At 72.9% G+C, this 14,033-nt stretch carries 12 protein-coding genes; 9 read left to right on the plus strand and 3 right to left on the minus strand.

Features of this window, described 5'->3' with window-relative positions:
- The first annotated feature begins 76 nt into the window (after nucleotides 1-76).
- From pheS to OG393_RS27230, 4 genes are all read left to right on the plus strand, one after another.
- Nucleotides 77-1,216, plus strand: a complete 1,140-nt coding sequence (gene pheS / locus OG393_RS27215; protein WP_327377328.1) for a phenylalanine--tRNA ligase subunit alpha — start codon at nucleotides 77-79, stop codon at nucleotides 1,214-1,216.
- Complete coding sequence (gene pheT / locus OG393_RS27220) at nucleotides 1,216-3,729, plus strand: phenylalanine--tRNA ligase subunit beta (RefSeq protein WP_327377329.1); 2,514 nt, start codon at nucleotides 1,216-1,218, stop codon at nucleotides 3,727-3,729. The genes pheS and pheT overlap by 1 nt, the downstream gene beginning before the upstream one ends.
- A gap of 618 nt (nucleotides 3,730-4,347) precedes the next feature.
- Nucleotides 4,348-5,685: a transcriptional regulator gene (locus tag OG393_RS27225; protein WP_327377330.1), complete on the plus strand. Its 1,338-nt coding sequence runs from the start codon at nucleotides 4,348-4,350 to the stop codon at nucleotides 5,683-5,685.
- Nucleotides 5,686-5,736: 51 nt separating this feature from the next.
- Nucleotides 5,737-6,267, plus strand: a complete 531-nt coding sequence (locus tag OG393_RS27230; protein ID WP_327377331.1) for an NUDIX hydrolase — start codon at nucleotides 5,737-5,739, stop codon at nucleotides 6,265-6,267.
- Between the two features lie 122 nt (nucleotides 6,268-6,389).
- Here OG393_RS27230 and OG393_RS27235 read toward each other — a convergent pair whose 3' ends face one another.
- Nucleotides 6,390-7,250 (minus strand): 3-hydroxybutyryl-CoA dehydrogenase, encoded by an 861-nt coding sequence (locus tag OG393_RS27235; RefSeq protein WP_327377332.1) that lies wholly within the window; start codon nucleotides 7,248-7,250, stop codon nucleotides 6,390-6,392.
- Nucleotides 7,251-7,422: 172 nt separating this feature from the next.
- Here OG393_RS27235 and OG393_RS27240 point away from each other — a divergent pair, with 172 nt between their 5' ends.
- A complete protein-coding gene (locus OG393_RS27240; RefSeq protein ID WP_442817368.1) occupies nucleotides 7,423-8,670 on the plus strand; it encodes a glycoside hydrolase family 10 protein in 1,248 nt (415 codons plus the stop codon).
- Between the two features lie 81 nt (nucleotides 8,671-8,751).
- Here OG393_RS27240 and OG393_RS27245 read toward each other — a convergent pair whose 3' ends face one another.
- Both OG393_RS27245 and OG393_RS27250 read right to left on the minus strand, forming a co-directional pair.
- On the minus strand, nucleotides 8,752-8,946 hold the full coding sequence (locus OG393_RS27245) for a DUF1918 domain-containing protein (RefSeq protein WP_147977177.1): 195 nt from the start codon (nucleotides 8,944-8,946) through the stop codon (nucleotides 8,752-8,754).
- A gap of 93 nt (nucleotides 8,947-9,039) precedes the next feature.
- Nucleotides 9,040-9,963: a DMT family transporter gene (locus OG393_RS27250; RefSeq protein WP_327377333.1), complete on the minus strand. Its 924-nt coding sequence runs from the start codon at nucleotides 9,961-9,963 to the stop codon at nucleotides 9,040-9,042.
- Between OG393_RS27250 and OG393_RS27255 the strand changes: the two genes are divergently transcribed.
- The 4 genes from OG393_RS27255 (at nucleotide 9,962) to OG393_RS27270 (ending at nucleotide 13,888) form a co-directional block, all read left to right on the plus strand.
- A complete protein-coding gene (locus OG393_RS27255) occupies nucleotides 9,962-11,398 on the plus strand; it encodes an aminotransferase-like domain-containing protein (RefSeq protein ID WP_327377334.1) in 1,437 nt (478 codons plus the stop codon). The two genes, OG393_RS27250 and OG393_RS27255, sit on opposite strands and share 2 nt — an antisense overlap.
- A 143-nt stretch (nucleotides 11,399-11,541) precedes the next feature.
- The gene (locus tag OG393_RS27260; protein ID WP_327377335.1) at nucleotides 11,542-11,991 is read left to right on the plus strand and encodes a GNAT family N-acetyltransferase; all 450 of its coding nucleotides are present in this window, start codon (nucleotides 11,542-11,544) and stop codon (nucleotides 11,989-11,991) included.
- A gap of 89 nt (nucleotides 11,992-12,080) precedes the next feature.
- Nucleotides 12,081-12,656, plus strand: coding sequence for a histidine phosphatase family protein (locus tag OG393_RS27265; RefSeq protein WP_327377336.1), 576 nt, complete (start codon nucleotides 12,081-12,083; stop codon nucleotides 12,654-12,656).
- A gap of 74 nt (nucleotides 12,657-12,730) precedes the next feature.
- Nucleotides 12,731-13,888, plus strand: a complete 1,158-nt coding sequence (locus tag OG393_RS27270) for a methyltransferase (protein WP_327377337.1) — start codon at nucleotides 12,731-12,733, stop codon at nucleotides 13,886-13,888.
- Nucleotides 13,889-14,033: the final 145 nt, after the last annotated feature.

The following is a 14,033-nucleotide window of genomic DNA, read 5'->3' on the forward strand; positions in this document are numbered from 1 at the left end:
TCGACCTTTGGCACGTTTGCGCCCTTGTCGTCGAGCGGGGCCGCGCCCAGCCAGCCAAACGGAAGCACGGGAAGAGATGTCCGCACCCAATAAGTCGTACGACCCGGTCGAGGTCGAGGCCTTGAAACCGGAAGAGATCGAGCGCATGCGGGACGAGGCGCTCGCCGCCTTCGCCGCCGCGGGTGACCTCGACGCGCTCGCGCACGCCAAGGTCGCCCACACCGGTGGCACCTCGCCGCTCGCGCTCGCCAACCGGGAGATCGGCGCGCTGCCGCCGCAGGCCAAGGCCGCCGCGGGCAAGCTGGTGGGCCAGGCCCGTGGTGCCGTCTCCAAGGCCCTCGCCGCCCGGCAGGCCGACCTGGAGGCCGAGCGCGACGCGCGCGTCCTCGTCGAGGAGGCGGTGGACGTCACCCTTCCGTACGACCGCGTCCCCGCCGGCGCCCGCCACCCGCTGACCACGCTCATGGAGCGGGTCGCCGACGTCTTCGTCTCCATGGGATACGAGGTCGCCGAAGGCCCCGAGGTCGAGGCCGAGTGGTTCAACTTCGACGCCCTGAACTTCGTGCCGGACCATCCGGCCCGCCAGATGCAGGACACCTTCTTCGTCGAGGGAACCACCGCCGACGGCAAGGCGACCACCGGCGACGAGTCCGGCGTCGTGCTGCGCACCCACACCTCTCCGGTGCAGGCCCGCGCGCTCATCGACCGGGAGCCCCCGGTGTACGTCGTCTGCCCCGGCCGCGTCTACCGCACCGACGAGCTCGACGCCACGCACACCCCGGTCTTCCACCAGATCGAGCTGCTCGCCGTCGACGAGGGCCTGACCATGGCGGACCTCAAGGGCACCCTGGACCACATGGTCCAGGCGCTCTTCGGTCCCGCCATGAAGACCCGGCTCCGCCCGAACTTCTTCCCCTTCACCGAGCCGTCCGCCGAGATGGACATGCTCTGCTACGTCTGCCGCGGCGAGTCCGTCGGCAACCCGGACCGGCCGTGCCGCACCTGCGGCAGCGAGGGCTGGATCGAGCTGGGCGGCTGCGGCATGGTCAACCCGAAGGTGCTCGTCGCCTGCGGTGTCGACCCGGAGAAGTACAGCGGTTTCGCCTTCGGGTTCGGAATCGAGCGGATGCTGATGTTCCGCCACAACGTCGATGACATGCGAGACATGGTCGAGGGTGACGTCCGGTTCACCCGGCCGTTCGGGATGGAGATCTGATGCGGGTCCCGCTTTCTTGGCTGCGGGAGTACGTCGACCTGCCGGCGACGGAGACCGGACGAGACGTCCAGGCCAAGCTCATCTCGGCAGGACTCGAAGTCGAGAGCGTCGAGCAGCTCGGCGCCGGTCTGACCGGACCGCTGGTGGTCGGCCAGGTCCGCACCATCGAGGAACTGACGGAGTTCAAGAAGCCCATCCGCTTCTGCACCGTCGACGTGGGCCGGGCCGGGGGCACGGGTGAGCCCCAGGAGATCATCTGTGGCGCCCGGAACTTCGCCGAGGGCGACAAGGTCGTCGTCGCGCTGCCCGGCGCGGTCCTCCCCGGAGACTTCCGGATCGCCGAGCGCAAGACATACGGCCGTGTCTCCCGCGGCATGATCTGCTCCGGCGACGAGCTCGGCATGGGCGACGACGGTACGAACGGCATCATCGTGCTGCCGCGCGAGCTCGAGGTCGGCACCGACGCCACGGCGCTCCTGGAGCTGTACGACGAGGTCCTCGACATCGCCGTCACACCCGACCGCGGCTACTGCCTGTCGATCCGCGGAGTCGCCCGCGAGACCGCCACCGCGTACGGCCTGCCGCTGCGTGATCCGGCGCTGCTCGACGTCCCGGCGCCGAACTCCTACGGCTACCCGGTCCAGATCGCCGACCCGGTCGGCTGCGACCGCTTCACCGCGCGCACCGTCGTCGGGCTCGAGCCGGAGGCCCGCACCCCGATCTGGATGCGGCGCCGTCTGCAGAAGGCGGGCATGCGTCCCATCTCGCTGGCCGTCGACGTCACCAACTACGTGATGCTGGAGCTCGGTCAGCCGCTGCACGCCTACGACCGCACCCGGCTCGACGGCCCCATCGGGGTCCGCCGCGCCGCCGCCGGTGAGAAGATCACCACCCTGGACGGCGTGAAGCGCGTCCTGGACGGCGCGGACCTGGTCATCGTCGACAACCGTGGGCCGATCGGCATCGCCGGTGTCATGGGCGGCGCCGACACGGAGATCGCCGACCACGCCGACGAGACGACCGCGACCACGGAGGTCGTCATCGAGGCCGCGCACTTCGACGCGATCTCCGTGGCCCGCACCGCCCGCCGGCACAAGCTGGGCTCCGAGGCGTCGAAGCGCTTCGAGCGCGGTGTGGACCCGCAGGCCGCGGCGGCCGCCGCGCAGCGCACCGCGGACCTCCTGGTGCTGCTGGCCGGCGGCACGGCCGAGGCCGGGGTCACCGAGATCGTCGCCCCGTCCGCGCCCCGCACGATCACCCTGCCGGCGAACCACCCGGACAGGGTCGCGGGCGTCGCCTACGGCCGCGAGACCGTCGTCCGCCGCCTGCAGGAGGTCGGCTGCGACGTCTACGGTCAGGACGAGCTCGTCGTGACCGTGCCGTCCTGGCGCCCCGACCTCAACGAGCCGAACGACCTCGCCGAGGAGGTCATCCGGCTGGAGGGCTACGAGAACCTGCCCTCCACCCTCCCGAAGCCTCCGGCCGGCCGCGGGCTCACCGAGCGCCAGCGCTTCCACCGCCGGGTGGGCCGCACCCTGGCCGGCGCAGGCTACGTCGAGGCGCTGAACTACCCGTTCATCGGCGAGCAGTCCCTGGACGACCTCGGTCTCGACGCGGACGACGCCCGCCGCCTCCTGGTGAAGCTGGTGAACCCGCTGTCGGACGAGGAGCCCGCACTCCGTACGACCCTGCTCCCGGGGCTGCTCGGCTCGCTCCGTCGCAACGACAGCCGGGGCAGCCACGACCTGGCGCTCTTCGAGACCGGTCTGGTGTTCCGGCCCGAGGGACGGTCCGGCGTCGCCGTCCGGCTGCCCGTCGACCGCCGCCCCACCGACGAGGAGATCGCCGGGATCGACGCCAGGCTGCCCGCCCAGCCGCGCCGCGCCGCCGTCGTCCTGGCCGGCGCGCGCGAGCAGGCCGGCTGGTGGGGCAAGGGCCGTCCGTCCGACTGGGCGGACGCGATCGAGGCCGGCCGCGGCGTGGCCGCGGAGGCCGGGGTCGAACTGATCGTCAGCGCCGACCGGCACGCGCCGTGGCACCCGGGCCGCTGCGCCGCCTTCCACGTCGAGGTGGACGGCGAGCGGGTGCTCGTCGGTCACGCCGGCGAGCTCCACCCTCGGGTGGTCAAGGCGTTCGGTCTCCCGGCCCGCAGCTGTGCCATGGAGATCGACCTGGACCTGCTGGAGAAGGCGCACGCGGGGGCCGTGAAGGCCCCCCGGATCTCGTCCTTCCCCGTCGCCACCCAGGACGTCGCCCTGGTCGTCGCCGCCGGTGTCCCGGCCGCCGACGTCCAGGCCGCTCTGACCGAGGGGGCGGGCGAACTCCTCGAGTCCGTCCGGCTGTTCGACGTCTACACCGGCGACCAGCTCGACGAGGGCACCAAGTCCCTGGCATACGCCCTGAAGTTCCGTGCGGGCGACCGGACCCTGACGGTCGACGAGGCCACCGCCGCGCGGGACGCGGCCGTCGCTCTCGCCGCCGAGCGCACGGGAGCCACCCTGCGCGGCGTCTGAACGTCCCGCGGCACCCGGCGCGGGCGCCGCGGGTGAGCGCGGCGGCCCTGGAGGGGGCCGGCCCCGGAGACCAGCCGGAATCGGCTGGTACACACGGGGCCGGCCCCCTCCGGCGTGTCAGGAACCGGCCGGTTCTTCCCGCGCGAAGCGGTTCCGGGCGAGGCGGTCCGCGACGGTCCGAGGCCGCAGCCTGGACGGGTGCGCCGGGTGCAGGCCGCACCGCTCCGCCCCCACGGGGGCGGGCCGACCGACGACGCGGACCCGCTGGTGCTCCGCCACGACCGCGTGCCGGTGGCGGCGCAGCCCGCCGAACCCGGGCTGCGCCGTACCCGGCCCGCATCCTCCCCTCACCGGTGAGCGACGGGTTTCCTGAGGCCGGCGTCGCCCGCCCTGCCAGGGAGTGTCGGGCAGATCCGCAGGGCGGGCGACGCGGAGCGGACCGCCGCACTGTAAGGGGGGGAGCCGGCGGCCCTGTCGCCTTTCGGCGAGGGAGTTCAGTCAACCGGCGGGCCGCACGGGGCGACAGAGCGCGCGGACCCGGGGAACGGGCACTTCGTTCACACCCCGTGCGAAACCGCTCTCCACTACGCTGTCCCGCACCGCATCACCGGAGGGGCCATGCAGCCCAACACCCTGCTCGACGCCCTGCTCGACGAGGCGGGCGTCTCCCACGCCGGTCTCGCCGCGCACGTGAACCAGGCGGGTCGTTCCCGGGGCCTGGCCCTGCGCTACGAACACACCGCCGTGGCACGCTGGCTGAAAGGGCAACGGCCGCGCGGTCAGGTACCCGACCTGATCTGCGAGGTGCTGGCGGCACGGCTGCACCGCGCGGTCACCCTCGACGACATCGGCCTCGGCGTACCGGGGGCCGCCGCCCCGCAGGGTTCCCCGCTGTCCGGGTTCGTCGAGCGGGCCACAGCGCTGTGGCGTTCCGACGCGCAACAACGTCCTCACCTGCTCGGGGCGCAGGCCGTCACGGGCACACCCGCGGTCATGCCGGTCTGGGAGTGGGAGAATCCGCCCGAGGACGCCGACGTCTCCCGGGACGGCCTCACCCGGGTCTCGACGGCCGACATCACGATGCTCGGCGCGGCGCGTGCGCACTACGAGCAGATGTACCGCAAGGCCGGGGGCATCGCGACGCGGGCGCGGATCGCCGGCTTCCTCAACTCCGAGACGGCGCCACTGCTCCGGGGTTCCTACAGCGACGGCCTGGGCCGCCGACTGCACCGGGCCACCGGCGGGCTGGTCGCGGTGGCCGGGATCTGCGCCTACGACTCGGACGCCCTGGGCCTCGCCCAGCGCTACTTCCACCAGGCGCTGCGGCTGGCCAAGGCGAGTGGCGACCGTGGACTCGGCGCCTATGTGATCGCGCTGCTCGTCAACCAGTCTCTGTTCATGGGGGAGTACCGGCAGGCGGTGGCCTTCGCGGAGGCGGCGCTGCGCTCGGCCAGGCCGGAGATCACTCCGGCGCTCGCCGCCGACCTGTCGGCGATGCAGGCGAAGGCGTACGCCCATCTCGGCGACGGGACGGCCGCGTTGGGCTGCATCCGGCGGGCGGAGGCGGAGGCCGTGCGGATCCGGCCCGTCCACGAGCCGGCCGAGACCGGGTATGTCCAGCCCGGCCTCGTCAACGTGCAGGTCGCCGAGGCGCTCCTCAGCCTCGGGGACCTGCCGGCGGCCCGGGAGCACGCTCTCGCGGCGGTGGGGACCCCGGCCCACGACCGCGGCAGGGTGCACCGGCTCGCGATGCTCTGTCAGATCGAACTGCGGCAGGGGGACGCCGACGAGGCGGCGCGGATCGCGGTGGAGATGACCGAGCGCGCGCGGGGGATGGAGTCGCAGCGGCTGCGTGACCGGCTGCGGCTGGTGAGGGAGCGTCTGCTGGCCGCCGACTGCGCGGACGCGCGTGAGGCCGCGGAGCTCGTCGAAGGGGCGCTGCGCGTTCCCCTGTGAGTCCGCTGCTGCTGCCATATTGCCACCGACCAATCGGAAGGTGGCAGAAACATGCAGTGGACGAAACTAAGTGAACAAGCGGTGTACGAGAACCGCTGGTTCCAGGTGAACCTCGCGGACGTCGTCATCCCGGACGGCCGCCACCTGGACCACTATCTGATCCGCCTGCGCCCGGTGGCCGTCGCGACCGTCGTCAACGAGGCCAACGAGGTGCTGATGCTCTGGCGCCACCGCTTCATCACCGACAGCTGGGGCTGGGAACTGGCCGCCGGTGTCGTCGAGGACGGCGAGTCCGTCGCCTCGGCCGCCGCCCGGGAGATGGAGGAGGAGACGGGCTGGCGCCCTGGGCCGCTGCGTCATCTGCTCACGGTGGAACCGTCGAACGGCCTCACCGATGCCCGGCACCATCTCTACTGGACGGAGGAGGCCACCTACATCGGACCTCCCGAGGACGACTTCGAGTCGTCGCGGCGGGAGTGGATACCGCTCAAGCTGGTCCCGGACATGATCTCCCGGGGGGAGATCCCGGCCGCGAGCATGGCGGCCGGGCTGCTGATGCTGCACCACATCAGGCTCGGCTGAGCACCGGCTGGGCCGAGGACCGGCTCCGCGCGGCGCCGGCCGGTCCGCCCCTGTGCGGGGGGACGGGCCGGCCGGACGGCGGTTGCGGGAGCACGGCCGGGGGCCGCGCGCCGGACGGTCCGTCAGGCGTACGGGTAGAAGCCCGAACCCGTCTTGCGACCGAGCCGCCCCGCGTCCACCATCCGCTGGAGCAGCGGGGGAGCGGCGTACAGCGGCTCCTTGAACTCGCTGTACATCGAGTCGGCGATCGAGGCGATGGTGTCCAGGCCGATCAGGTCCGACAGCTTCAGCGGGCCCATGGGGTGGGCGCAGCCGAACTCCATGCCGTTGTCGATGTCCTCGCGGCTGGCGATGCCCGACTCGAACATCCGGATCGCGGAGAGCAGGTACGGCACCAGCAGCGCGTTGACCACGAAACCGGAACGGTCCTGTGCGCGGATCGCGTGCTTGCCCAGCACCTTCTCCGCGAACATCTGCGCCCGGCTGATGGTGCCCTCGGAGGTGGTGAGGGCCGGGATCAGCTCGACGAGCTTCTGCACCGGGGCCGGGTTGAAGAAGTGGATGCCGATGACCTGGTCGGGACGTGCGGTCGCCACGGCCAGCTTCACCAGCGGGATGGAAGAGGTGTTCGAGGCCAGGATCGCGTCGGGACGCGTCATGACCTGGTCGAGCACCTGGAAGATCTCGGTCTTCACCTGCTCGTTCTCCACGACGGCCTCGATGACGAGGTCGCGGTCGGCGAACTCGCCCAGGTCGGTGGTGAAGCTGAGCCGCGCCAGCGTCTCGTCCCGCTCCTCCTCGCTGATCTTGCCGCGTTCGGCGGCCTTCGACAGCGAGTTGTAGAGCCGCGTGCGACCGATCTCCAGCGCCTCGCCGGTGGTCTCCGCGACCATCACCTCGAGGCCGCTGCGGGCACACACCTCAGCGATGCCCGCGCCCATCTGGCCGCAGCCCACCACTCCGACGCGCTCAATGTCGGCCATGGAGTCCGTCACCTCGTGCCTTTCGCTCTTCTCTGGCGGCGGGCCCCGTGTGATTCCGGTGCGTCCGCCTCGACCACACGACGGTACTCCGCATCTACCGATGATCGATCGCCCCGGGGTGGGCATGCTGTCCGGGTAGCTGTGACGTATCCGACACATGAGGGGTGACAAAGTGTGTCCTATCGGCAGAAGAGGGTTCGTGACGGGCGCGACGGGGGCGGTGCTCGCGTGCGCCGGGCTGACCGGCGCCTCCGCGCGCACCACCGCCCCCGGGTCCGGCGTGGGAGCACGCCGGACCCGGGAGTTCCGGGGCATGTGGCTGGCGACGGTCGCCAACCGCGACTGGCCCTCGCGCCCGGGGCTCACCGCCGGGGAGCAGCGGGCCGAACTCCTCACCCACCTGGACACGGCGGTCGCCCGCCGGCTGAACGCGGTCGTCCTCCAGGTCCGGCCCACCGCGGACGCGCTGTGGCCCTCGCCCTACGAACCGTGGGCGCAGTGCCTCACCGGCGTCCAGGGCCGTGATCCCGGCTGGGACCCGCTGGGCACGGCCGTGGAGGAAGCCCACGCGCGCGGCCTCGAACTGCACGCCTGGTTCAACCCGTATCGCATCGCACACACGGACCCCGCCCACCTGGCGCCCGGTCATCCCGCCCGGCTGAATCCCGAATGGGTCCTGCCGTACGGCGGGAAGCTCTACTACCACCCCGGGTTGCCCGAGGTCCGGCGGTTCGTCCAGGACGCCATGCTGGACGCGGTCCGCCGCTACGACGTCGACGCCGTGCACTGGGACGACTACTTCTACCCGTATCCGGTGGCCGGGCAGGCCCTCGACGACGACGCCGCGTTCGCGGAGTACGGCGGGGGCTTCCCCGACAAGGCGTCCTGGCGGCGGAACAACGTCGATCTGCTGGTCTCCGAGACGGCCGGCCGGATCAGGGCACTCGGGCGGCGGGTGGGCTTCGGCGTGAGCCCTTTCGGTGTCTGGCGCAACGCCACCACCGATCCCGAGGGCTCGGACACCCGGGCCGGCGTACAGAGTTACGACGACCTGTACGCCGACACCAGGAGATGGGTCAGGGAGGGCTGGATCGACTACATCGTCCCGCAGGTGTACTGGAACATCGGGTTCGCCGCCGCCGACTACGCCGCTCTGGTGCCGTGGTGGGACGGGGTCGTCCGCGGCACCGGCGTGGGCCTCTACATCGGCGAGGCGCTCCACAAGTGCGGTGACCCGGCCCAGCCCGCGGCCTGGCAGGACCCCCGGGAGCTGTCCCGGCACCTCACGCTCGCCGCCCGGTACGACGGCGTGCGCGGACACTGCTACTTCTCCGCGAAGGAGGTCGGCGTGGACCGCGACGGTGCGATGGACCTCGTGGTCGCCGACCACTATCCGGCCAGGGCCCGGCCGCCGCGCTGACGGCCCCGGTCGGCGGCGGCCCCGCGCGCCGCGCTCCGGCACCCGCACGTGGGCCCGGAGTGCCGCCCGGAGCCGTTCCGCTCAGGTCTTCTCGTGATGGCGTACGACGGTGTCCGGGCCCGGTGCCATCAGGGCCTCGTGCCCGTCGTCGTCGAACCGCACGCGGTACGGGGGAGTGCCGTTCTCGCCCAGTACCTCCATGACCTCGGCCGTACGGTCGTGATGACCGACGGTCCGGCCGTGCACCAGCAGCTTGTCGCCCTTGCTCGCTTGCATCGGGTGGCCTCCTCGCGGCCGGGCTTGTCGTACTTCGCAGTCTACGTCCGGGAGGGTGACCCGCGTCACTTCGGCGACCGGCCCGCCGGTTGCTCAGCTCCGTGCGCGCTGAGTCACGGCGATGCAGGCCAGGACCGCGACGGCGGCGGCCGGCGCGGCCGGCGACAGGCGCTCATCCAGCAGTGATACCGACCAGACCAGCGTCAGCAGCGGCTGCGCGAGCTGGAGCTGGCTGGCCTTGGCGATGCCGATCGCCGCCATGCCGCGATACCAGACGTACATTCCGGCGAAGGTCGACACGGCCGCCACCCAGGCCAGCCCGGCCATCCCGTGGGCGTTCAGCCGCACCGGCTCCACGCTCAGGGCGACGACCGTTCCGGCCGCCATGACCGGCAGGCAGAGGACCAGGGCCCAGCCGATGACCTGCCAGCCCGGCATGTGCCGTGCGAGTCGGCCGCCCTCGGTGTAGCCGGCCGCGCAGACGAGGAGCGCGCCGAAGAGGTGGAGGTCACCGGCCGACGGCGCCCCACCGCTCTCGGCCAGCGTGAAGCCGATGACGACGGCCGCGCCCGCGAAGGCCGCGGTCCAGAACGCTCGGGAGGGGCGGCGGCCGGTGCGCAGGGCGGCGAAGGCCGCCGTGGTGAGCGGCAGCAGGCCCACGACGACGGCCGCGTGCGAGGTGGTGGAGGTCTGGAGGGCGAGGCTGGTCAGCAGCGGGAAACCGATCACCACGCCGCCGGCGACGACGGCGAGCCCAGCCCAGTGCCGGCGGTCGGGCAGCGGTACCCGCAGTGCGAGCAGGAACGCCCCGGCGATCACTGCCGCCAGCGTGGAGCGCAGTGTGACCAGCGACCACGGTCCGAAACTCTCCAGCCCCCACACGGTCGAGGGGAAGGTGAGCGAGAAGCCGACGACGCCGAGTCCCGCGAGAAGGGTTCCACTGCGCTGGGCGGGCCCGAGGTCCGCACCGCTGACCGCTATCGCGCTGGGTCGAGTAACGCTATCCTGTGCTGTCATGTCTGAGCGTAGCAGTGTTGCTGAACTGGCTAAATCACTCAAAGCGGAGCTTGACCGCTACTCTCCTGGTGGAAAGCTGCCGTCGAGTCGCGCCCTGGTCGAGCGCTACCGCGTCTCCCCGGTGACGGTCACCCGGGCCCTCGCCCAGCTCGCCGCCGAAGGGCTGGTCGTCACCCGCCCCGGCGCCGGCGCCTTCCGGGCCGCGCCCCGCACTCCGACCCCGGCGGTGGGGGACACCTCCTGGCAGGAGGTCGCGCTCAGCGCCGACAGCGCCACCGAACTCGTCCCGCGGGCCGTCGACGCCTCCGGCGTGCTGGTCACCCTCACGGCGCCACCGCCGGGCGTGATCGAGTTCAACGGCGGATACCTCCATCCCTCGCTCCAGCCCGAGCGGGCCCTCGCCGCAGCCCTGGCACGCGCCGGCCGCCGCCCCGGCGCCTGGAGCAGGCCGCCCATGGACGGACTGCCCGAACTGCGGGAGTGGTTCGCCCGGGAGATCGGCGGACGCGTCACGGCGGCCGACGTTCTGATCACCGCCGGCGGCCAGTCCGCGATCACCACCGCCCTGCACGCACTCGCCCCGCCGGGCACGCCCGTCCTCGTCGAGTCCCCCACCTATCCCGGGATGCTCGCGGTCGCCCGGGCCTCCGGCCTGCGCCCCGTGCCCGTGCCCGCGGACGCCGACGGTGTCCGCCCGGACCTCCTGGAGGCGGCCTTCCGTGCCACCGGAGCCCGGGTCCTCGTCTGCCAGCCGCTGTTCCAGAACCCGACCGGGGCCGTGCTCACCGTCGAACGGCGCCGCGCGGTCGTCGCCATCGCCCGTGCCGCCGGGGCCTTCGTCGTCGAGGACGACTTCGCACGCCGTCTCGTGCACGAGGACGCGCCCCCACCGCCCCCGCCGCTGGCCGCCGAGGATCCGGACGGCGTCGTCGTCCACGTCTGCTCGCTGACCAAGGCGACCTCGCCGAGCCTGCGGGTAGGCGCACTCGCGGCCCGCGGCCCGGTCCTGGAACGCCTCCGCGCCATCCAGGTCGTCGACACCTTCTTCGTCCCGCGCCCCCTCCAGGAGGCCGCCCTGGAACTCGTCGGCTCACCCGCCTGGAGCCGCCACCTGCGCGCCGTCGCACAGGAACTGAGAAGCCGCCGGGACGGTATGACCGGGGCGCTCGCCCTGCACCTGCCCGAACTGACGCTGTCCCCCGTCCCCTCCGGCGGCTACCACCTCTGGCTCCGGCTGCCCGACGGCGTACCCGAGTCGGCCCTCCACGCCACCGCCCTGCGCACGGGCGTGGCCATCGCCCCCGGCCGCCCGTACTTCTGCGCCGAGCCGCCCGCCGGGCACGTCCGCCTGAGCTTCGCGGGCGTGGCCGGCCCGGTGGAGATCGCCGAGGGCGTGCGCCGGCTGCGGACCGCGCTGGACGAACTCGGCGGATGAGGAGGCGGGCGCCCGCGCGGCGGGACCCGGTCGCGGCACGGGTGCCGGACGGTCCCCCGGCGCAGGGGGCACGGCGAGCCGTGAGCGTCCACCCGGCGAAACGCGCCTGACAAACGAGGCGGCCACCTGAAAACCTTCGGGCCATGAGCGACGCGACCAGCATCCCCGGCCTCACGCACGGGGCCCACGAGTTCTCCGCCGACCCCGAGCGGATCGACCGGAGCCGGGTCCACCACTGGCTCTCCACCGACTCCTACTGGGCCCTCGGCCGGTCCCGCGACACCCAGGACCGCGCCATCGACGGATCACTCAACTTCGGCGCCTATCACCGCGAGAGCGGAGAGATGACCGCCTACGCGCGGATCGTCACCGACCGTGCCACCTTCGCGTGGCTCTGCGACGTCTACGTCGACCGGTCCGCACGCGGGACGGGGCTCGGTACGGCCTTGGTCGCCGCCGTCCGCACCCACCTGGAGCCCTACGGGCTGCGCCGCGTCATGCTGGCCACCGCCGATGCCCACGGCGTCTACGAGAAGATCGGCTTTCAGCCGCTCCAGGAGCCCGACAAATGGATGGTTCTCGGGGCGAACTGAAGCGCCCGGCCCCGCTGACGTCACCGACAGCCGGGCCGCGTGCCGGCTAACCCTTGACCTGCCACGCTTTCGGCCTCACGATCGCGCCCATGGGTCTTCGGGTCACGCTTGTCGCGGCGGCACGCAGTTCCTCCCCGCTCGCCGAACGCTTCGACGACGACCGGCCGCTCGACGAGACCGGCTGGTACGAGGTACAGCTCGCCGCGCACTCCCTGGTGCCGCTCGGCTCGGCCGAACTGCGTTACTGCTCGCCGACGCCCCGCAGCCGTGCCACCGGCACGGCTCTCGGCTACGCCCCGCTCGCCCAGCCCGCCCTGCGCGACTGTGACATGGGACGCTGGCGCGGCTACACCCTCGCCGAGGTGGCGGCACAGGAACCCGCCGCCGTCGACGCCTGGATCGCCGACCCCCGGACCGCCCCGCACGGTGGAGAGAGCCTGCTCGGCTTCATCACGAGGATAGGCGGCTGGCTCGACACCCGGCCCGCCGACGACGGCGCGATCGTCGCCGTCGCCGAACCCGCCGTCGTGCGGGCCGCCCTCGTCTACGCTCTGAAGGCGCCTCCCGCCACCTACTGGAGCGTCGACGTACGGCCGCTGTCGACCGTCACCCTCACCGGCCGCCCCGGTCTGTGGAACCTCCAGCTCGCCGCGATCGCGCACTGACACCCGGCAGCCCGTGCCGCCTCCGGCGCACGCCCGCCGGACCGGGACGCCCGACCGGTTAGCCTGAGAGCACGATGAACCGTCTGACCACGCCTTGGGGCGAGTTCCCCCTCACCCGCTTCCCCGCGGACCCGCGCGACACGTTGCGCGCCTGGGACGCCTCCGACGCGTACCTGCTGGAGCACCTGGCGGAGTCGGGCGCCGACCTGTCGGGCACCGTCGCCGTGCTCGGCGACCGCTGGGGCGCCCTCACCACAGCCCTCGCCGCCCGGCACCCCGCCGGACTCGTGCAGATCTCCGACTCCTACCTCGGCCGGCGGGCCACCGAGGAGAACCTGGACCGCTCCGGGGCGAAGCCCGACGCCGTCCGGCTGCTGACCACCCAGGACCCGCCGCCCGCGCGCGTCGACGTCCTCCTCGTCCGCGTCCCCAAGAGCCTCGCCCTCCTGGAGGACCAGCTGCACCGGCTGGCGCCCGCCGTGCACCGGGACACCGTGATCCTCGGCACCGGCATGGTCAAGGAGATCCACACCTCCACGCTCCGGCTGTTCGAGAGCGTCCTCGGCCCCACGCGGACCTCCCTCGCGGTCAGGAAGGCGCGGCTGATCCACTGCACTCCGTACCCGGCACCGGAGCGGGGCGTGAACCCCTGGCCGCACCGGTATGCGCTCCCCGCCGACGCCGGGACCGTCGCGGGCCGGACGGTCACCAACCACGCCGGCGTCTTCTGCGCCGACCGCCTCGACATCGGCACCCGGGTCCTCCTCCGTCACCTGCCCCGGGGGCTCGGCCGCGCCCGCGTCGTCGACCTCGGCTGCGGCAACGGCGTCGTGGGCCTGGCCGTCGCGCTCGCCGAGCCCGACGCGGACCTGGTCTTCACCGACGAGTCCTACCAGGCCGTCGCCTCGGCGAAGGAGAACTTCCGTACCCACGCCGAACCCGGCCGCTCCGCCGCGTTCGTCACCGGGGACGGCCTGGCCGACCTCCCGACGGAATCGGCCGACCTGGTCCTGAACAACCCGCCGTTCCACAGCCACCAGGCGACCACCGACCGCACCGCCCGGCGGATGTTCACCGACGCCCGCCGCGTGCTCCGGCCGGGCGGTGAACTGTGGGTCGTCGGCAACCGGCACCTCGGCTACCACGTCAGCCTCCGCCGGATCTTCGGGCGCTGCGAACTCGTCGCGAGCGACCCGAAGTTCGTGGTCCTGCGGGCTGTCAAGGCATCCTGAGCGCCGGTCGCGGCGCCGTCCCCCCACCCGCGCGGTGAGGCCCCCGGCCGGCGGGAAGCGCCGTTCGCTTCCCCACCCCACATCCGCACCCCGCACCCCGCATGGGGGCTCCGGGAGCGGCGGCGGTCGACAAACGACTGTGCGA

The sequence above is a fragment of the Streptomyces sp. NBC_01216 genome (assembly GCF_035994945.1).
Taxonomy (GTDB): domain Bacteria; phylum Actinomycetota; class Actinomycetes; order Streptomycetales; family Streptomycetaceae; genus Streptomyces.